Raw genomic sequence first — 20778 nt, 5'->3', positions numbered from 1 at the left:
GATCGACCGTAGTCAGCCGGACACCGCCTGTCGAAGACCGTTCGTCACTCGTTGGGGTGGAGGAGGACGACGAGGACGGCCGTGCGGGGCCTCGGACGGGCAGAGGGGATAAATATGCCCTTATCCCCACGAAAGGCCGGTCGCCGTGCAGCCCCGTCTCAGCGTCGTCGTACCCATCTACAACGTCGAGGAGTTCCTGGAGGAGTGCCTGGAGTCGATCGCAGGGCAGACCCTCGACGGTCTGGAGTGCATCCTCGTCGACGACGGCTCGACGGACGGCAGCCCGAGCATCGCCCGCGAGTTCGCCGCCCGGGACCCCCGCTTCGTCTACGTGCGGCAGCGCAACGCCGGGCTGAGCGCCGCCCGCAACACCGGGGTGCGCAAGGCCTCCCCCACCGCCGAGTTCCTGACCTTCGTCGACAGCGACGACGTCGTGCCGTACGACGCCTACGCGCGGATGATCGCCAGCCTGGACGAGACCGGCTCCGACTTCGCGAGCGGCAACGTCTGGCGGCTCACCGAACGCGGCCGCTCCCAGGCCTGGCAGTACAAGTGGCTGACCGAGCCGCGCACCCGCACCCACATCTCCCGCGACCTGGACCTGCTCTCCGACCGGGTCGCCTGGAACAAGGTGTTCCGCCGCTCCTTCTGGGACCGGCACCGCTTCACCTTCCCCGAGGGCAAGCTCTACGAGGACACGCCCGTGATGATCCCGGCGCACTTCCTCGCCGGGTCCGTGGACGTGCTCGACGACCACGTCTACTACTGGCGGGTCCGCGAGGGTTCGATCACCCGGCGGCGCACCGACGTCAAGGGCGTGCGCGACCGGATCGCGGCCTGCGCGCACGTCAGCGCCTTCCTCGCCGCGCACGCGCCGCAGATGAAGAAGACGTACGACGCCTCCTGTCTGCGCGACGACTTCGTGTACTTCCTGGAGGGGCTGCCGATGGGCGGCCCGGAGTACCGCGCGGCGTTCATGGCGGACACCGCCGCCTTCCTGCGCCGCGCCGACCCGGCCGTCCTCGGCCGGCTCCCCGTCGACCTGCGCATCAAGTGGCAGCTGGTCCGCGAGTCGCGCACCGCCGAACTCGTCGAGCTGCTCTCCTTCGAGCGGGCCAACGGCACCGCCTTCCACGTCCGCGGCACGGTGCGGCGCAGCGCCGCCTACCCCGGGGTCGGCCCGCTCCCGGAGAAGCTGGCGCGCGTCGGCCGGGGCGAACTGCCCGTCGTGGCACGGGTGGACGAGGCCCGGTGGGGCGACGACGGCAAGCTGCGGATCAGCGGCTACGCCTACGTGCGCAACCTGGCGGCGACCCGGCCCGGCCACTCGATCAAGGCGGGGCTGCTCAAGGCGGTGCACAGCAGACGCCGGATCCGCCGGGTGCCGACCAGGACGGTCGCGGCGCCGCTGGCCACCGAGCGGTCGCGGCAGCAGCTGCACTGCTACGACCTGGCCGGCTTCGAGATGACCGTCGACCCCGAGCAGCTGAAGACCGGCGGCCGCTGGCGGCCCGGCAACTGGCTGTTCGGCGTGGTCGTCGCGGGCCACGGCACGGTGCGGCGCTCGGCGGTGCGGGCCTCGGAGGGGGCGTCCGCGCAGTCGGTGGTGCGGGAGCTGGGCGACGGGCTGCGGCTCGTCCTCGGCTTCAGCAAGGGCCGGCTCGTGCTGCGCATCCAGGAGTACGCGGCGCGGGTGGACGCCCACCGGCTCGACGGGGACGACGTGGTGCTCTCCGGCACCCTGCCGGGGCGCGCCCGCCCCACCGCCCTGCGCCTCACCCACGCGCCCACGGCCACGGACCTCGACCACCCGGTGCGGATCGAGGGCGGCCGCTTCGAGGTGCGGGTGCCCCTCGACGGCCTGGAGAGCGTGCCGCCCACCCCGCACCGCGCGCCCAAGGAGGTCGAGCCGCCGCACGGCGACCGCTGGCAGGCCAACCTGGTCCTGCCCGACGGCACCCTGAAGTCCCTCGCCGCCACCCTCGACCTGCCGCCGGGCCGGTACGCCTCCCGCGCGGGCCGGGAGCTGTGCGCCACCGCCAACGACCGGGGCGGCCTGGTCGTCGAGCTGACCCGGCAGCCGATCGCCGACCGCGTCGCGTGGGACGCCGACGGCACGCTGACCGTGGCGGGCACGCTGGCGGCGGCCAGTTGGGGCGCGGCCGAGCTGGTCCTTCGGCACAGCGGCCGCGACGAGGAGCTCACGGTGCCGGTCACCCGGGACGGCGACCGGTTCCGCGCGGTCGTCGCGCCGGGCGGTGGGGTGCTGCGGGAGGGGCGCTGGTACGTCTTCCTGCGAGAGGCCGACGGGGGCGTGCGCGCCGAGGAGTCGGGCGTGGGGGCGGGGGCGGGGCGTCTCGACGACGGGATGCCCGTACGGCTGCTCGCCGCCGCCTCCGTCACGCTGCCGCTCCACCGGTCCGTGCAGGGACGGGAGTTCACCGTCGACCGGCGCTTCGGCGACCGGCTGCTGCTCACCGCCGGGTCGGTGCTCTCGCGGTCCGAGCGCGGCGCGTACCGGCGCCACCGGCTGCGTACCGTGCACTACCCGAGCCGCCGCGCGCTGCCCCTGACCGACGCCGTCCTGTACTTCGACGGGGACTCGCCGCGCGCCGTCCACGAGGAGCTGGTGCGGCGCGGCGCCGCCGTCGAACACCTGTGGGTCACCCACGACCAGCAGACCCACGTGCCGCCCGGCGCCCGGGGCGTCGAGGAGCACAGCGCCGACTGGTACGAGGCGCTGGCCCGCTGCCGCCGCATCGTCACCGCCGGCCACCTGCCGGACTTCTTCGAGCGCCGCGCGGGCCAGACCGTCGTCCAGACCTGGAACGGCGCCCCGCTCAAGCGCATCGGCACCGACCTGACCGACACCCTCTACGCCGACCACGGCCACCTCGACGCGCTGCCCCGGCTCTCCCGCCAGTGGGACGTGCTCGTCTCGCCGAACCGCTTCTCCACCCCCCACCTGGGGCGCGCCCTCGCCTACGACGGGGAGGTCCTGGAGGCAGGCTCGCCCCGCAACGACGTGCTGTTCGCCGAGGACCGCCGCAAGGTCGCCGACCGGGTCCGCCGCGAGCTCGACATCGCGCCGGACAAACGGATCGTGCTGTACGCGCCGACGTACCGGGACCATCTCGCGTACTCCCCGGGCAGGTTCCGCTACGAACCCGCGCTCGACTTCCGCGCCGCCGAGGCCGCGCTCGGCGACGACCACGTGCTGCTCGTGCGCAAGCACCCGCTGACGGCGGGCCGGCTCCCCGGGGCCCGCGCCCCCTTCGTCCGGGACGTCTCCGCCCACCCGCGCGCCGCCGAACTCCTGCTCCTCGCCGACGTCCTGGTGACGGACTACTCCTCGCTGATGTTCGACTTCGCGCACACCGGGCGTCCGATGCTCTTCCACGCGTACGACCTGGAGCACTACCGCGACACCGTGCGCGGCTTCTACCTCGACTTCGAGACGCACGCCCCCGGCCCGCTGCTCGCCTCCACCGGCGAGGTCGTCGAGGCGCTGAGCGACCTGGACGCGATCGCGGCCCGGCACGCGGAGGCGTACGCGGCGTTCCGCGAGTCCTACTGCGATCTGGACGACGGCGGGGCCGCGGCCCGGGTCGCGGAGAGGCTGATGCGGTGAGCGGCGCGCTGCTGACCCGCCGGGTGTGCCACGGCTCGACGGCGCTGGGCGGCCGCTCGCGGCGGAGGCCCTCCCCCTACCTCGTCCTCGGCACGCTGTTCTGGCTGGTGATGTCGCTGGCGTTCTGGCGGGTCCCGGTCTGCTGCGACTTCGGCCAGCACGCGGCCGTCGTCGAACGGCTGCGGGACGATCTCCTGCACCCCGCGCACCCGATGGCCGACCTGCCGGGCCGGGGCAGCGCGTACTACTCGCCCTACGCCGTGGCGCAGGGCCTGTTCGCGAAGCTCACCGGGTTGCCCGGCTGGCAGGTCGTGAAGCTCTCGGGGCCGCTGAACCTGATCGTCCTGCTCACCGGCATCGGCCGGTTCGTGCGCGTCCTGACGCCCCGTCGGTGGGCGCCGGTGCTCGCGCTGGGCGCGATGGTGCTGCTGTGGGGGACCCGGACGGCCTGGTGGAGCGGGTATCTGGGCCTGATGTCGATGACGGGCAACCTCGGCTACCCGTCGACGTTCGCGATCGGCCTGGCGTTCTGGGCGTGGGCGTGGGCGGGGGCGTTGGTACGGGGGGCGGGGCCCGAGGCCGGGACTGAGGCCGGGCGGGGTGCGGGGCGCGGGGCGGGGCGCGGGGTGTGGGCGTATGTGGGGCTCGGCGCGCTGTGCGGGCTGATCCTGCTCATCCACCCGATCTCGTCGGTGGCGGCGGTGATCGGTGTCGTCGCGTTCGCGGCGTCCGGGCTGCCGGTGTCCTGGCGCCGGATGTGGCCCTGGGCGGCCACGGCCGTCACGGCGGCGGTGGTCGCGGCGATCTGGCCGTACTACAGCGTGTTCTCCCTGGTCGGGGACGCCTCCGTGGACTGGATCCACCGCCAGCTCTACACCGAGATGCCCCAGCGGTTCTGGCTGGCCCTGCTGGGGCTGCCCGCGCTGTGGCTGCGCTTTTGCCGGGACCGCAGGGATCCGCTGGTCCTGATGTTCGCCCTGGAGTGCGCCGTCGTCGCGTACGGCTGGGTCAGCGGGCACTACACCTACGGGCGGATCCTCGGGCTGACCCTGGTGCCCCTGCAGTTCTCCCTCGCCATCGAGCTCGCGGCACCGCACCCCTGGGGGTGGCGGCGCGGGGCGCTCGCCGGGGCCGCCGCGCTCGGCGCCTGCGTCGGGTTCTTCCAGATCCAGGCGGGCGCCGTCGTGCCGCGCGCCCTGGACCCGGTCGGCTTCGACCAGCCGCCGCGCTGGCCCGGATACGGGTGGGCGGCCGGTCATCTGCACCGGGGCGACGTCGTCCTGACCAACTCCTACCAGCCCACCCGCTCGGTGCCCGGCTACGGCGCCAACCTCGTCGCGCCCGCCTGGCCGGACGCCTCCCTAGACGAGAGCGTGCGCAACCGCCGCCTGAAGGCCGTGCGCACCTACCTCTCCCCCGACTCCACCCGCGCCGAACGCGCCGCGATCGTGCGCCGCTACGACGTGCGGTGGCTGCTGCTCGCCCCCGACCAGAAGGTCCCGCCGGAGGCCGTCGTCGTGGACTGGAGCCGGCGAACCGGGGAAGTACTGGCCAGGGTGCCGAGCCGGAAGTGACGCGGGCCGGAACGACACGGGCCGGCAATGACTCCGGGCGGGCGGCGTGCCCCGCCCACGAAAGCCCCCTTAATCGGATAATTACCAGAAGCCCCTAAAATTTCCCCTGTGGAACGCACCCTGCCTCAACCGCCCGCTCCGAACCAGGCGTCCCGAGCCGCCCAGGTCTCCGTCGTCGTGATCGGCTACAACGACGCGGCCCATGTCGCCGACGCCGTGCGCTCCGCGCTCGCCCAGGGCCCCGTGGTCCGCGAGGTCGTCGCCGTCGACGACTGCTCGACGGACGGCACCCCGGGCGTCCTCGCCGCGCTCACCCGCGCCGACCCGCGGCTGCGGGTGATCCGCCGCACGACCAACAGCGGCGGCTGCGGCACCCCCCGCAACGCGGGGATCGACGCCGCCGAAGCCCCGTACCTGATGTTCCTCGACAGCGACGACGTGCTGCCGCCCGGCGCCGCCGACGCGCTGCTCGCCGCCGCGCACCGGCACGGCGCCGAGGTCGCCTCCGGGCTGTGCGTGCGTCGCGAGCTGCCGGGCGGGCGCGAGGTGTCCTGGCAGCCCGAGCTCTACCGCAAGGCGCAGCTCGTCGCCCGCCCCGAGCTGCGCCCCCGCCTGGTTCACGACACGCTCTGCGTCAACAAGCTCTACCGCACGGATTTCCTGCGCGAGCACGGCATCCGCTTCCCCGAAGGCCGGTTCATCTACGAGGACTTCGTCTTCACCGCGCGGATGCTGGCCGCCGCGCCGCGCATCGCGCTCGTCCCCGACACCGTCTACGTCTGGCACGTGCGGCGCGCCGCCGACCGGCTGTCGATCTCCCTGGACCGCTCCGGGGTCGCCAACTGGCAGGCCCGCATAGAGGCCCACCGCCAGTCCGTGGAGATCCTGCGGGACGCGCGCGGCACCGGCGGCAAGCGGCTCGCGCGGGCGGCCCGCACCAAGTTCCTCGACCACAGCCTGCGCATGTACACCCGCGAACTCACCGCGCGCGGCGCGGCCTACCAGCGCGAGTGGTGGGCGCTGACGCGCGCGTACCTGGCGACGTTCGACGCCGCCGACCTGGACGCGGCGCCCGCACCCGGCCGCATCATCGCGCGCGTCGTCCTCGCCTCCGAGGAGCCGCGCGACCTGACCCGCCTGAAGCAGGTGGCGGCGCGTCCGGCCCGCCTCGCGCCGCCCTATCCGCGGGCGGCCGACGCCACGCCCGTGTGGGCCGGCGACCTCCCCCAGGTCACCCTGGAGCACCTGCTCGTACGGCCGGTGCGGTTGCTGCCCATCGCGGTCGACGGCGAGCTGCGCCCGGCCGCGGGCGGCTCGCGGCTCACGCTGCGGCTGCGCGAGCTGTACGGGCGGGTGGCGGACGCGGGCCCGGCCACGGTCGACGTCGAGCTGGTGCACCGGCAGGGCGATCTGCCGGGGCTGCGCAGGACGGCGGCGTTCCGCGCGGAGCGCCCCGGCGAGACCTGGGTCGCCACGGTCCTGCTCGACCTCGGCTCGCTGGACGACGGGGTCTGGGACCTGCGGCTGCGGCTCCACTTCGACGACGGGACGGCCCGCGACACGACCGCGAACGCCGTCGCCGGGCCCGGGCTGCTGCGCCGCACGGTGGTGCCGAGCCGGCGGCGCGGGGTGCTGCTCGTCCAGCCGTACGCCACCCAGGCGGGGAACCTCTCGGTGCGGCTCGCCCCCGGCATGCGGGGCGTGGCCGGTGTCGCCAAGCGCCGCCTGACCAGGCTGCTGCGGTCCGCCGGGGGCAGGGCAGGCCGCTGACACGGCCCCGACAGGGCCTCTGCGACACTGCACCTCCACGCATCACACTCGCGACAAGACGGGACAAGACGACCATGACCTGGCTGATCACCGGCGGCGCCGGATACATCGGGGCGCACGTCGTCCGCGCCATGACGGAGGCGGGCGAGCGGGCCGTGGTCTACGACGACCTGTCCACCGGCGTCGCCGAGCGCGTCCCCGACGGGGTGCCGCTCGTGGTCGGCTCGGTCCTCGACGAGGAGCGCCTCACCCGTACCTTCGCCGAGCACGCGGTCACCGGCATCGTGCACCTGGCCGGCAAGAAGCAGGTCGGCGAGTCGGTGGAGCGCCCACTGCACTACTACCGGGAGAACGTGGAGGGCCTGCGCGCCCTCCTGGACGCGGCGGTCGCCTCGGGCGTCGCCCACATCGTCTTCTCCTCCTCCGCCTCGGTGTACGGCATGCCCGACGTCGACCTCGTCACCGAGGAGACGCCGTGCCTGCCGATGAGTCCATACGGCGAGACGAAGCTGGCCGGCGAGTGGCTGGTCGCGGCGGCGGGCCGCGCGCACGGTCTGGCGACGGCCTCGCTGCGCTACTTCAACGTGGCGGGGGCGGCGGCCCCCGAGCTCGCCGACACGGGTGTCTTCAACCTCGTCCCGATGGTCTTCGAGAAGCTCACGGACGGCGAGGCGCCGCGCATCTTCGGCGCCGACTACCCCACCCCAGACGGTACGTGCGTACGGGACTACATCCACGTCGTCGACCTGGCGGAGGCCCACGTGGCGACGGCCCGCGCCCTGGCGTCCGCCGCGCCCGGCACGGCGCTCACGCTCAACATCGGCCGCGGCGAGGGTGTGTCGGTCCGCGAGATGACGGACCTGATCAACGAGGTCACGGGATACGACACCCCCGCCGAGGTGACGGCCCGCCGCCCCGGCGACCCGGCCCGCGTGGTCGCCTCGGCGGACCGCATCGCGACGGAGCTCGGCTGGGCCGCGAAGCGGGATGTGCGGGAGATGGTGGGTTCGGCGTGGGAGGGGTGGCTGCGGTTGCATCCCGGGGCGGGACGGAGCTAGGCCACCGTCAATCCCGCCCGGGACCGACTCGCTGCCGGGCCATGGTGGGCGGGGGCCACGGTCGGGACTCGGCCCGAAGGTCACCCTCCGGTGGGCCGGTGCCTTTGCGCCCCTCCACCGCGACTTGACCTCCGACCCGGACGGTCAGGGGTGAGGCCGGCGGGCGCAGCTGGGTTGGGTCATCCCCTTTCACGGCCGGGTGCGGCCCCGCCCATCGTGGGCGGGGTCATGGTCGGGGCTCGGCCCGGAGGTCACCCTTCGCTGGACCGGCGCCTTCGATTCTTACCGGGGCCGCCCGGGGCTTTGCGAAGTGTGGCGCCTCCGGGCCGGCAGTAAAGGGCGCTCCGCTGCGCTACGCGTCGGCTTCGCCGATTCCGCTCCGCTCCACCCTTGACTCCCGCCCCTCCACCGCGGCGAAATGTCCGACCCGACCGGCCAGGGGCGAGGCGGCGGGCGACGCTGGGTCGGGTCATCACGTTTCGCTGCCGGGTGCGGACCGGCCCATCGCGGGCGGGCGCCACGGTGCGCGCTCGGCCAGCCGCCCGGCATCGCCGCTCGGGCCATCCGCTCTCGCGGCCGGGTGCGGACCGGTCCATCGTGCGTCGACGCCCTGGTGCGAGCTCGGCCAGCCACCCGGCATCGCTGCTCGGGCCATCCGCTCGCGCTGCCGGGTGCGGCCCGGCCCATCGTGCGCCGACGCCACGGTGCGAGCTCGGCCAACCGCACGGCCACGCCGCTCGGGCCATCAGCTCGCGCTGCCGGGTGCGGACCGGCCCATCGTGGGCGCGGCCAGGGCTGCGGCTCGGCCGTCCACGCAGCATCCCCGCTCGGGCCATCACCTTTCGCTGCCGGGTGCGGCCCGGCTCATCGTGGGCGGGGGTTACGGTGCGCGCTCGGCCAGCCGCGTGACCACGCCGCTCGGGTCATCACCTTTCACCGCCGGGTGCGCACCGGCCCTTCGTACGCCGACGCCCCGGTGTGAGCTCGGCCAGCCACGCGGCATCCCCGCTCGGGCCATCACCTCTCGACGCCGAGTGCCGACCGGCCCATCGTGTGCGCGGGCCAGGGTTGTTGCTGGGCCGTCCACGCGGCGTCGCTGCCTGGGTCATCGGCTCTCGCAGCCGAGTGCCGACCGGCCCATCGTGGGCCGACGCCCCGGGGCAGGCTCGGCCAGCCACGTGGCCTCACTGCTCGGGTCATCGGCTGTCGCCGCCGAGCGCGGACCGGTCCGTAGCGGGCGGGTGGCAGGATCGCGGCTCGGTTCGCCACGCGGCCTCGCCGCTCGGTCATCAGCTCTCGCTGCCGGGTACGGTGCGGGCGATCGTGCCTGGCTGTCTCGGTCGAGGTGGGGGCGGGGACATGGGACGAGTCCTCGGGGTCGGGCACCTACTTTGGCGAAGTTGCGAATTGAGGTGCCGTGCGCCCCCTCGCCAGACCGGATGCGCCCCCGGGGACGTAAGCCCGACCCCCATCCCGTCCCTCCCCCTCGGTTACCTACTTTGGGAAAGTTGCGAATCGGATCCTCGCGCGCCTCCCTGCCACACCCCGCACGCCGTCCGGCGGGTGGCCGGTGGGTGGGTTCTGCCTCTCCGCCGTGCCCGGTGGCCCCACTGAACTCATTCGTCCCACATACCGCGTGCGCCACCAGGTCCCGCCGGTCCCACCAGCCTCACCTCTCACTGGACACCCATCCGCCCCGTCCCCCTTGGCGGATTGGTTGGTTCCGGGGGCGCTTGGGTGTGGCAAGGGGGGCGCGCGGCATATTCATTCGCAACTTTCCCAAAGTAGGTGCCAGACCCCGAGGGTGGGCGGCCTCTCCGGCTCCCGGGCAGCGCATTGACGGTGCCACCCGCCGACGATGAGCCGGTCCGCACCCGGCGACGACAGGTGATGACCCGAGCGGCGTGGTCGCGCGGCTGGCCGAGCGCGCACCGTGGCATGCACTCACGATGAGCCGGTCCGCACCCGGCCACGCGAGGTGATGACCCGACCAGACGGGCCGTGGGCCGAGCACGCACCGGGGCCTCCGCCCACGATGAGCCGGACCGCACCCGGCAGCGAAAGGTGATGACCCGAGCAGAGGCGCCCGTCGGCCTCACCCCTGGCCGTCCGGGTCGAAGGTCAAGTCGCGGTGTAGGGACGGGAGTCAAGGGTGGAGCGGAGCGGAATCGGCGAAGCCGACGCCCGTAGGGCGCCCTTTACTGCCGACCCGGAGCCGCCACACTCCGCAAAACCCCGGGCGGCCCCGGCAACCGGCAAAGGCGCCGGGCCACCGCAGGGTGACCTCCGGGCCGAGCCCCGACCGTGGGCCCCGCCCACCGGGGCAGACACCCCCCCCGCCCCCCTCACAACGCCCGCAACCCCGCCGCCGTAACCCCCGCAAGCCTCCCCACATACCCCTCCGGCAACTCCGCCCGCACCACCACCGACCGCCAGTACAGAGGGCCCGAGACCAGGTCCAGTGCCAGGTCCTCGTCCACGGACGCCCGCATCTCGCCCCGCTCCACCGCCGCCCGCACGATGCCGCTCGCCGCCCCCTGCTGACCCTCGCGCAGCGCCTTCTGCAGCGCCTCCGCGATGTCGGGATTGCGGGCCGCCTCGGCCTGGAGGTCGGGGATGATCTGGGAGGCGACCGGGTGGCGCAGGGCGCGTGACGTCACCTCGTACAGCAGCCGCAGGTCACCCTCCAGGGACCCCGTGTCCGGCGCCGGCAGGCCCTGCACCGCTATGGCCGACACCAGGTCGAGCACGAGGTGGAGTTTGGAGCGCCAGCGGCGGTAGACCGCCGTCTTGCCGACACCCGCGCGGCGCGCGATGCCCTCGATCGACATGCGCGCGTAGCCCACGGCGGCGAGCTCTTCGAAGACGGCGGCCCGGATGGCCTCGGTCTTGTCCTCGCGGAGCACGGCCGCCCCGGCGGGAGCCCTGCGGCGCGGCTGTTCACCCTGTGGCCTGCTCGTCGTCATACGGCCATCATAAAGCGTTACGACGATACGGTTGCGTTCCGACGTCACAACACCCTACGCTCGGCGTTGCGACGATACGGGCCCGTCCCGACGTACTGTGACGTCAGACGTCGCGCGCCCACCGTGCGCGTCCCCGCGTCCCCTCCCCGCCTCCCCGAGCGAAAGCAGCGGATGTGAGTCAGGTCCTCGACACGCCGCCGTCCCCGGCGACCCCCACCGTCCCCGCCCAGGGCGGCGGCCCCGCCCCCGCGCCCTCCGCCGCCGAACTGGCCGCCCAATACGGCCTGACCGTCAGCGGCGCCCGCCCCTCCCTGCCCGGCTACGTCCGGCAGCTGTGGCAGCGCCGCCACTTCATCACCGCGTTCGCGACGGCCAAGCTGACGGCCCAGTACAGCCAGGCCAAGCTGGGCCAGGTCTGGCAGGTGATGACGCCGCTCCTGAACGCGGCGGTCTACTACTTCATCTTCGGCGTGCTGATGAACACCAAGCACGACGTCCAGGACTACGTCCCGTTCCTGGTCACCGGCGTCTTCATCTTCACCTTCACCCAGCAGTCCGTGATGGCCGGGACCCGCGCGATCTCCGGCAGCCTCGGCCTGGTCCGCGCCCTGCACTTCCCGCGGGCCGCGCTGCCGATCTCGTACTGCCTGCAACAGCTGCAGCAGCTGCTCTTCTCCATGTGCGCGCTGCTGGTGATCCTGCTCGCCTTCGGCGTCCCGCCCACGCTGTCCTGGCTCCTGGTGCTCCCGGTCCTCGCGCTGCAGTTCACGTTCAACACCGGCCTCGCGCTCGTCATGGCGCGGCTCGGCAGCAAGACGCCGGACATCGCCCAGCTGATGCCGTTCGTGCTGCGCACCTGGATGTACGTGTCCGGGGTGATGTGGTCCATCGACGCCGTCCTCAAGGACCAGAACCTGCCGCACGCGGTCACGCTCGTCCTGGAGGCCAACCCGGCCGCCGTCTACATCGACCTCATGCGGTTCGCGCTGATCGACACCTTCCAGCGCGGCCAGCTGCCCCACCACGTGTGGGCCTGGGCGCTGGGCTGGGCGCTGCTCGCCGGGATCGGCGGGTTCATCTACTTCTGGAAGGCAGAGGAGACGTACGGCCGTGGCTGAGACGGAAGCAAAGAATCCAAATAAGACGATCACGCAGGACGCCGCCCCCACCGTCATCGTCGACCAGGTCGACATCGTCTACCGCGTCCACGGCACCGGCGCGGGCCGCGGCAGCGCCACCGCCGCCCTCAACCGCATCATCGGCGGCCGCGGGAAGGCCGAGGCGCGGGCGGGAGTGCGTACCGTGCACGCGGTCAAGAACGTGTCGTTCACCGCGTACAAGGGCGAGGCCATCGGGCTCATCGGCACGAACGGCTCGGGCAAGTCGACGCTCCTGAAGGCGGTCGCCGGGCTGCTCCCCGTGGAGCGCGGGCGGATCTTCACCGACGGCCAGCCCTCCCTGCTCGGCGTGAACGCCGCCCTGATGAACGACCTCACCGGCGAGCGCAACGTCCTCCTCGGCGGCCTGGCGATGGGCATGTCCCGCGAGCAGATCCAGGAGCGCTACCAGGAGATCGTCGACTTCTCCGGCATCAACGAGAAGGGCGACTTCATCACGCTGCCCATGCGGACGTACTCCTCCGGGATGTCGGCCCGGCTGCGCTTCTCCATCGGCTCCGCCAAGGACCACGACGTGCTCCTCATCGACGAGGCCCTGGCCACCGGCGACCGCTCCTTCCAGAAGCGCTCCGAGGCCCGCATCCGCGAGCTGCGCAAGCGCGCCGGCACGGTCTTCCTGGTCAGCCACAACAACAAGTCGATCCGCGACACCTGCGACCGCGTGCTGTGGCTGGAGCGCGGCGAGCTGCGGATGGACGGCCCCACGGACGACGTCCTGAAGGAGTACGAGCGGTTCACGGGCGGCGGCAAGAGCTGACGCCCGCCCCGGGCCCGCCCCGGCCCCACCTTGTGCCCCGAGCCGTCGGGCCTATCCCTTTTGTCGCATCAATACGCGGATCCTTACACTATGGGAGCGTTTAGCAACAGAAGGAGTACGCGTGCAGCCACGGCTGAGTGTTGTCGTCCCCGTCTACAACGTCGAGCTCTACCTCGACGAGTGCCTGGAGTCCCTGGCCGCCCAGACGTTCACGGACTTTGAAGTGCTCATGGTCGACGACGGGTCGACGGACGGCAGCGCTGTCATCGCGAAGGCCTTCGCGGCGGCCGATCCGCGGTTCCGGCTCATATCCCAGGAGAACAAGGGGCTGGGCGCGGCACGCAACACGGGCGTACGGGAGATGTCGCCGGACAGCGAGTACCTCGCGTTCGTGGACAGCGACGACACGCTGCCCGCCACGGCGTACGCGCTGATGATCGAGACGCTCGACGCGACCGGTTCGGACTTCGCGGCGGGCAACGTGACCCGCTTCCGCTCCGCCGGGCACGTCCAGTCGCCGGTGCACCGCGTGCCCTTCGCGGCGACCCGGCTGCGGACGCACGTCTCCAGGTTCCGGCCGCTGCTCACCGACCGCACCGCCTGGAACAAGGTCTACCGGCGCTCCTTCTGGGAGCGGCACGGTCTCGCGTACCCCGAGGCCATGCTCTACGAGGACGCGCCCGTCAGCGTCCCCGCGCACTACCTCGCCGACGCCGTCGACGTACTGAGCGAGCCGATCTACAACTGGCGCGAACGCGAGATCGGCGAGCGCTCCATCACGCAGAACCGCACCAACCCGCAGGGCCTCATCGACCGCGTGAAGTCGATCCGGATGGTCCGCGAGTTCCTGCTCGCCCGGGTCGGCGGCGATCCGATGTACGCGGAGCACCTGCGGGTCTACGACCACAACGCGCTCGCCGAGGAGATCCCGCTCTTCTGGAAGGTGCTGCCCGGCTCGGACGCCGCCTACCAGGAGGCCTTCCTGGAGCACGTGGGCCGGCTCGTCCGCGAGATCGGCCAGGACGCGGTGCGGGCGCTGCACGTGCCGCACAAGCTGAAGCTGTACCTGACCGTGCACCGTCGCCTGGACGAGCTGATCGGGCAGCTGGAGTTCGAGAAGGAGCACGCCGGCTCGATCCCCGTCTCCGGGACCCTGCACCCGAAGGCCGACTACCCCTTCCTCGACCCCACCGACCCGGTTCCGGACGCGGTGCTCCGCCTCGACCAGGAGTTGCGCCTGCGCAGCCGGCTCGACGAGGCCGCCTGGCACGACGGGAAGCTGTGGCTGTCCGGCTGGGCGTTCCCGCGCCAGCTGGGCGCCGAGTCGCGGAGCAAGGCGCTGAAGACGCTGATCCTGAAGGAGAAGGGCAGCCGTCGCCGGGTCGTCGTGCCCGCCCGCAGCCACCTCGACGCCGAGGCGACGGTGGCCTCCGGCGCGGAGTTCCGGCACGCGGACTGGGCGGGCTTTCGCGCCCTGCTGAATCCCGCGCGGCTGCGGCACCGCGGCACGTGGGTCGACGGCCTGTGGTACGTGCGGATCGCCGTGGCCGGCACCGGTGCCATGCCGCGGCGCGGGCCGCTGTACGGCGCGGGCACGGGCTCCGGCCAGACGCCGCCCGCGCACTGGGTGACCGAGGACGTCCGGGTGGCGCCGCAGATCCAGGACGGCGAGCTGGCCGTCCGCGTGGAGACGGCGCACGCCCGCGCCCTGGAGGTGCGCGCGGAGGGCCCCCGGCTCCTCGTACGCGGCATCCTGCGCACCGCCCCCGAGGGCGAGCCCCGGCTGCGCATGCGGCACCGCGAGTCCGGCACGATCCTGACGGTCCCGCTGGACCTGGGCGCCCCGCGGGAGGGCCGCGTCCCGTTCACGGCCCACGTGGACACGACGGCGCTGACGGCGGTCCGCGAGGACCACGAACGCCTGCGCCCGACGCAGGCGGAGCGCTCGATCGCGCGGTGGGACATGTCGGTGGAGGTGGTCGAGCCCGGTCCCGGCCTGGTGGCGGCCGGCGGGACGCCTACCGTCCCTGCTGTGCCCACGGTGCCGGGCACGGAGACCGAGGCGTCCACCAAGTCGACCCGTCTCGCCCTCATCCTGGACGACCGCGAGGGCTTCTCCGGCGCCCAGTTCGCGCAGGAGGACACCGCCCGTACCGTCTACGCCCGGCGCAGCCCCGGCGGTTATCTCCAGCTCTGCGACCAGCCCGTCCAGCCCCTGGTCGACCGCGTCCGCACGGACCCCGACGGCACCGTCACCCTCACCGGCAGCTACCCGGCCAAGGGCACCCACGAGCTCGCCCTCGTGCTCCGCCAGACCTGGTCCGGCCACGAGTACACGTTCCCGGCGACGGCGTCGGACGGCCGGTTCGAGGCGCGCTTCGTACCCGTCCCCACCCACGCCCACGCGGGCGCGACCCCCCTGCGCGCGGGGTTCTGGTGGCCCTCCGTCCAGAAGCCGGACGGCTCCCGCACCGCCGTCCAGCTCGCCCCGCCCGCCCACGCCGACCTCCCCCTGGAGGTGACCGCGCACGGCAAGCGCGTCGAGCTGCAGGCCCGCCAGTACGACCAGCTCGCCCTGATGGCCCACTCCGAGCTGCGCCCCGAGGAGCGCAGCCGCCACCGCCAGACCCGGCTGCGCACCGAGGCCTACCCGGCCGCCCGCCACGAGCCGCTGCGCGAGGCCGTCCTGTACGACGTGTTCGGCGGCCGCATGTACGGCGACTCGCCGCGCGCCATCCACGAGGAGATGGTCCGCCGCGGCCTGCCCGTCGAGCACCTGTGGGTCGTCAAGGACGGCCAGTGCGACGTGCCGGCCACCGCGCGGGCGGTCCGCGTGCACAGCCCCGAGTACTACGAGGCGATGGCCCGCTCCCGCTACCTCGTCGGCAACACGCACTTCCCGCGCTGGCTGGAGCGGCGCGAGGGCCAGCAGATCGTCCAGACCTGGCACGGCACCCCGCTCAAGCGCATCGGCTTCGACTTCGACAACGACCACTTCGCGAGCACCCAGTACCTCCAGGACCTGGACCGCGAGCGCCACCAGTGGACGATGCTGCTCTCCCCGAACAAGTTCAGTACGCCGATCATGCGCAGCGCCTTCCGGTTCGGCGGCGACGTCGACGGCGAGCTCCTCGAGGCGGGCTACCCCCGCAACGACGTGCTGCTCGCTCCGGACCGCGCCAAGCGCGCCGAGGAGGTGCGCAAGACGCTCGGGCTGCCCGAGGGCAAGAAGGTCGTCCTGTACGCGCCCACCTGGCGCGAGGACAAGCAGCGTCACCGCGGCGGCTTCCTCCTCGACCTGCGCGTCGACCTGGAGAAGGCACGGCACGAACTGGGCGAGGACCACGTCCTGCTGGTGCGGCCGCACGCGCACATCGTGGAGCCGGTGCCGGGCGCGGGTGATGGCTTCGTGTGGGACGTGGCGAGCTACCCGGACATCATGGACCTGCTCCTGATCTCCGACGTCCTGGTCACCGACTACTCCTCGGTGATGTTCGACTTCGCCGTGACCGGCCGTCCGATGCTGTTCTTCACGTACGACCTGGAGCACTACCGCGACCGGCTGCGCGGCTTCTACTTCGACTTCGAGAAGCGCGCGCCGGGCCCGCTGGTCCCGACCTCCGACGACCTGATCCGGGCGCTGCGGGACCTCGACACGGTGAGCGAGCCGTACGCGCGGGCGTACGAGGAGTTCCGTGCCGAGTTCTGCGACCTGGACGACGGCGAGGCCGCGCGCCGCGTCGTCGACCGGATGCTCGCCCACCGAGGGACGGCCACCGCATGAGCACACGAGAGGGGGGCGCCACCGTGCCCGAGCAGAGTGAGAGCGCCGCACCCGGCCCCCGGGGCGCCGGCGCGGGATGCGAGCCGGACGCGGGCGCGGGATGCGAGCTGAGCGTCGTCGTCCACGGCCGGAACGTCCAGGGCCACCTGGGCGCCTGTCTGGACGCTCTGGCCGCGCAGGCCTCGCCCGGCGTCGAGGTGATCGTCGCCGCGGTGGGCCCGGCCGCGCAGGCCGCCGCCGCGGGACGGCCCGGTGTCACCGTGGTCCCGCTGCCCGAGGGCACCGGTGACGGGGCGGCGCGCGCCGCTGGCGCCGAGCGGGCTGCCGGACGGTGGCTGCACTTCGTGCAGAGCAAGGACACCGTGCCGACCGGCGCGCCGCGCGCCGTCGCCGACCGCGTGGCCGAGCTCCCGGACGGCGTGGACGTCCTGGTCGTCGACCACGTCCGCTCGACGTGGCGGCACCAGGGGATGCCGGGCCCCGACGGCAAGCACCTGGCCAAGCAGGGCCGTCGCGACCTGCCGCTCGCGGACTGCCCGAACCTCCTGAAGGTCACCCCGCTGCTCGGCAACCGGGTGCTGCGGGCGGAGTTCTGGCGCGCGCACGCCGGTCGACTGGGCGTCGACGACGAGACGTTCGCCGCGTACGCCGCGCTGCTGCTCGCGGGACGGCTCGCCGCGCTCGACCAGGTCGCCCTGAACGTACGGGAGTTGCGTCCCGAGAGCCTGCCGAAGGGCGCCCCCGAGGAGCGGTACGGCGTCATCGACCGCTACGAGTCGCTGCTGGGGCTCGCCGCCGACCGCGGCCTGCCCACGCCGCCGCGGGCCGCGCTCTACGACGTTATGGTCGGCCACTGCCTGCGCGTCGTCGCCCGCGAGAAGCTGCCCGACGCGGTGCGCAGGGAGTTCTTCCGCCGCGCGTCGAAGGCCGCCGTCGCCTGGCGCCCGGAGGGCCATCAGCGCCCCGGCGGCCTCGAAGGCGTGCGGCGCCGGCTCCTCGAAGAGGACGCGTACACCAAGTACCGCACCTTCCAGACGGCCAACCAGCAGCGGCGCAAGCTGCGTTCGGCGGTGGTCTCGCGCAAGCACAAGGTGGGGCTGAAGGTGCGCGACATGCGCTACCGCCGGGCCCTCGACCGTCCCGTCGACCCCGATCTGGCGGTCTTCACGGCGTACTGGGACCGGGGTGTGGCCTGCAACCCCGCGGCGATCGCCGCGAAGCTCGCCGAACTCGCCCCGCACATCCACCAGGTGTGGGTCGTCTCGGCCGCCAACGTGCCGCTGCTGCCGCCCGGGACCGACCACGTCGTGCCCGGCACGCCCCGCTACTGGGAGGTGATGGCGCGCGCCAAGTACCTGGTCAACAACGTCAACTTCCCCAACGCGGTGGTGAAGCGGCCCGACGCCGTCCACCTCCAGACCCACCACGGCACGCCGCTCAAGCGCATGGGCCTCGACCAGCTGGACTACCCGGCGGCGTCCAAGGGCCTCAACTTCCACAGCCTGCTGGCCCGCATCGACAAGTGGGACTACAGCGTCTCCGCGAACGGCCACTCCACGCAGATGTGGGAGCGCGCCTACCCCTCGCACTACACCTCGCTGGACTACGGCTACCCGCGCAACGACGTCTTCTACGGGGCCGGCGCCGCCGACGTCCGCGCGATCCGTGAGCGGCTCGGCATCGCGCCGGGCAAGCGGGCGATCCTCTACGCGCCCACCCACCGCGACTACGAGGCGGCCTGGACCCCGCGCCTCGACCTGGCGACCCTCGCCGACCGGCTCGGCGAGGACACCGTGCTGCTCGTGCGCGGCCACTACTTCTACGGCGGCACGGCGTCGCCGCTGGCCGGGCTGCGGCGCAGCGGCCGGGTCATCGACGTGTCCTCGTACGACCCGGTGGAGGAGCTGTCGCTCGCGGCGGACGCGCTGATCACGGACTACTCGTCGATCATGTTCGACTACGCCAACCTGGACCGGCCGATCGTGGTCTACGCCGACGACTGGGAGACGTACGCGAAGACGCGCGGCGTCTACTTCGACCTGATGGAGCAGGCGCCGGGCCAGGTGGCGCGCACCCAGGAGGAGCTGACGGAGCTGTTCACGTCCGGGGCGTGGCGCGACGAGACGGCGGCCAAGGCGCGGCAGGCGTTCCGCCGGCGCTTCTGCGAGTACGACGACGGGCGCGCCGCCGAACGCGTGGTGCGCCGTGTCTTCCTCGGCGAGAGCGAGGACTCCCTGCCGCCCGTGATCCCGGTCGACGAGCGGACCCCGGCACCGACGCCCGAGGAGGCGGCGAAGCGATGACCACTCTCCCTGATGTCACCGTCCCTGAAGTCACGGTCCCTGACGTCACCGTGACAGTGATCGTCTACAACGACGCGGAGCGGCTGCCGCGCGCGGTCGCCTCGCTGCGCCGCCAGACGCACGCCAACATCGAGATCATCATCAGTGACGACCACTCGACGGACAACACCCCTGAGGTGGCGCGGCAGTTGGCGGCGGAGGACGAGCGGGTCAGCTATCTGCGGCTGCCGGAAAACAGCGGCGGCTGCAGCGCGCCGCGCAACCGCGCGATCGAGGTGGCCCGCGCCCCGTACCTGATGTTCCTGGACAGCGACGACGAACTGCCCGAGCGGGCGGTCGAGTTGCTGCTCGCGGCGCACCGGGAGCGGGAGGTGGACTTCGTGATGGGCGCGGTGGAGCGGGTCCGTGTCGACACGGGCCGCACCTCGACCTGGATGCCGCACCTGGTCGCCGAGCGCCGCACGGTGGAGGGCATCGAGGCGGAACCGGCGCTGTTCTTCGAGCACCTGTCGACGAGCAAGATGTACCGCCGCGCGTTCCTCGACCGGGGCGACCTGCGCTTCCCGGAGGGCATCCACTACGAGGACCAGCTCTTCTCGGCCCAGGCGTACTGTCTGGCGCGGGCCTTCACGATCATCCCGGACCCCGTCTACCGCTGGTACATAGCCCCGTACGAGGCGGCCGAGTCGGCGTCGATCTCCAATCAGCGCCACAAGCTGACGAACGTCCGCGACCGCATCCACGTGCAGCGGCTGATCGACGACTTCCTGACGTCGAGCGGGCACGAGGGCGTGCGGGAGGCGAAGGACTACAAGTTCCTCAAGCACGACTTCCGGATGTACGCGGGTGACCTGCCGTTCCGCGACGAGGAGTGGATGGCCGGCTTCGCGGAGACGGTGAACCCGTACCTGGCCGGGCTCGCCCCGGGCGCGTACGCGCGTCTGCCCCGCGCCGAGCGGGTCGTCCTCCAGCTGGTCCGCGACGGCCGCCTCGCCGAGGCGCAGCTGGCGGCGCGGGGCCTGGGGCACGGGGTCGCGCCGCGCGAGACGTCGATGGACGCGGAGGGGCGCGTGTACTGGGGTCCGGAGGTGCCCGCCTCGGCGTCGGCCTGCGCGGAACTCGACCTCACCGACCAGGGGTTGGACTCGCGCCCGTTCCCGAGCGCGCAGTTCCGGCACGAGATCACGCGCGTGGAGCGGGGTCCCGGTGCCTCGGTCGACCTGACGGTACGGACGTACGACCCGGGCCTGCGCCTGCCGGTGGGCCCGCAGGTGGCCACGGTGCTCATCGCTCCGGGGCGGCACCGCATGAAGACGCCGTTCCGTCTGGACCCGGTGCGTCCCGGCGTCTTCGAGGGCTCGGTCCGCCTGGACCTGACGGCGGCGCAGCTCCCCCTGAACGGCTTCGCGGGCACGCGCCACCCGGTGCTGCAGCTGACGTCGGGCCAACTCCGCAACACGGCTCTGCTGCTGGCCCCGCTGACCTTCCCCACGCTGCGGGCCCGGGTGGACTACCGGGGCGGCGCGCTCCCGCACGAGGTCACGGTGGAACCGGAGGGCCGCGCCTCGGGCCGCCTCCAACTCCGCTGGACCCCGGTGGGCGTGACGTCCCGCGTGATACGGCCGTTGGCCCGCAGGGCAGGAGCGAAGGCGGGCTCCCGAGTCCGCAGGGCGGCCCGCCTGGCGGCGAGCCTGGCCCGCTGACGTCGCCGTGAGCGGGGGCGGCGCCCCTATGCGGCCGCCTCAGCTCGGGCGACG

At 73.1% G+C, this 20778-nt stretch carries 10 protein-coding genes; 9 read left to right on the top strand and 1 reads right to left on the bottom strand.

The features are described 5' to 3' along the window. Positions 1-145: 145 nt before the first annotated feature. The 4 genes from ACZ6CV_RS22370 (at position 146) to galE (ending at position 8033) form a co-directional block, all read left to right on the top strand. Entirely contained in the window at positions 146-3631 is a 3486-nt protein-coding gene (locus ACZ6CV_RS22370; protein ID WP_469252511.1) for a bifunctional glycosyltransferase/CDP-glycerol:glycerophosphate glycerophosphotransferase, read from the top strand. Further along, entirely contained in the window at positions 3628-5205 is a 1578-nt protein-coding gene (locus ACZ6CV_RS22365; RefSeq protein ID WP_469252510.1) for a hypothetical protein, read from the top strand. The genes ACZ6CV_RS22370 and ACZ6CV_RS22365 overlap by 4 nt, the downstream gene beginning before the upstream one ends. 108 nt (positions 5206-5313) lie before the next feature. After that, positions 5314-6975 (top strand): glycosyltransferase family 2 protein, encoded by a 1662-nt coding sequence (locus ACZ6CV_RS22360; RefSeq protein ID WP_469252509.1) that lies wholly within the window; start codon positions 5314-5316, stop codon positions 6973-6975. Between the two features lie 74 nt (positions 6976-7049). Then, positions 7050-8033, top strand: coding sequence for a UDP-glucose 4-epimerase GalE (gene galE, locus ACZ6CV_RS22355; RefSeq protein ID WP_469252508.1), 984 nt, complete (start codon positions 7050-7052; stop codon positions 8031-8033). Between the two features lie 2345 nt (positions 8034-10378). Here galE and ACZ6CV_RS22350 read toward each other — a convergent pair. After that, on the bottom strand, positions 10379-10999 hold the full coding sequence (locus tag ACZ6CV_RS22350) for a TetR/AcrR family transcriptional regulator (protein ID WP_469252507.1): 621 nt from the start codon (positions 10997-10999) through the stop codon (positions 10379-10381). Positions 11000-11172: 173 nt separating this feature from the next. Between ACZ6CV_RS22350 and ACZ6CV_RS22345 the strand changes: the two genes are divergently transcribed. The 5 genes from ACZ6CV_RS22345 to ACZ6CV_RS22325 all read left to right on the top strand — a co-directional run bounded on the left by ACZ6CV_RS22345 (position 11173) and on the right by ACZ6CV_RS22325 (position 20724). Beyond that, positions 11173-12117 carry an ABC transporter permease gene (locus ACZ6CV_RS22345; RefSeq protein ID WP_469252506.1) on the top strand — a complete coding sequence of 315 codons (945 nt, stop codon included), beginning with the start codon at positions 11173-11175 and terminating at the stop codon, positions 12115-12117. After that, a complete protein-coding gene (locus tag ACZ6CV_RS22340) occupies positions 12110-12934 on the top strand; it encodes an ABC transporter ATP-binding protein (protein ID WP_469252505.1) in 825 nt (274 codons plus the stop codon). The genes ACZ6CV_RS22345 and ACZ6CV_RS22340 overlap by 8 nt, the downstream gene beginning before the upstream one ends. A gap of 121 nt (positions 12935-13055) precedes the next feature. Beyond that, positions 13056-16718 carry a bifunctional glycosyltransferase/CDP-glycerol:glycerophosphate glycerophosphotransferase gene (locus tag ACZ6CV_RS22335; RefSeq protein ID WP_469252504.1) on the top strand — a complete coding sequence of 1221 codons (3663 nt, stop codon included), beginning with the start codon at positions 13056-13058 and terminating at the stop codon, positions 16716-16718. Then, a complete protein-coding gene (locus tag ACZ6CV_RS22330) occupies positions 16715-19021 on the top strand; it encodes a CDP-glycerol glycerophosphotransferase family protein (protein WP_469252503.1) in 2307 nt (768 codons plus the stop codon). The genes ACZ6CV_RS22335 and ACZ6CV_RS22330 overlap by 4 nt, the downstream gene beginning before the upstream one ends. Beyond that, the gene (locus tag ACZ6CV_RS22325; protein WP_469252502.1) at positions 19018-20724 is read left to right on the top strand and encodes a glycosyltransferase family 2 protein; all 1707 of its coding nucleotides are present in this window, start codon (positions 19018-19020) and stop codon (positions 20722-20724) included. Before ACZ6CV_RS22330 ends, ACZ6CV_RS22325 begins: the two co-directional genes overlap by 4 nt. The last annotated feature ends 54 nt before the right edge of the window (positions 20725-20778 follow it).

The organism is Streptomyces sp. NPDC041713, from assembly GCF_055591085.1.
This window is presented reverse-complemented; position numbering and strand designations above follow the sequence as displayed.

Bases quoted from the DNA above. Each gene is read 5' to 3' on its own strand.
- galE (WP_469252508.1), top strand. From the start codon at position 7,050: ATGACCTGGCTGATCACCGGCGGCGCCGGATACATCGGGGCGCACGTC.
- ACZ6CV_RS22350 (WP_469252507.1), bottom strand. From the start codon at position 10,999: ATGACGACGAGCAGGCCACAGGGTGAACAGCCGCGCCGCAGGGCTCCC.
- ACZ6CV_RS22330 (WP_469252503.1), top strand. From the start codon at position 16,715: ATGAGCACACGAGAGGGGGGCGCCACCGTGCCCGAGCAGAGTGAGAGC.
- ACZ6CV_RS22325 (WP_469252502.1), top strand. From the start codon at position 19,018: ATGACCACTCTCCCTGATGTCACCGTCCCTGAAGTCACGGTCCCTGAC.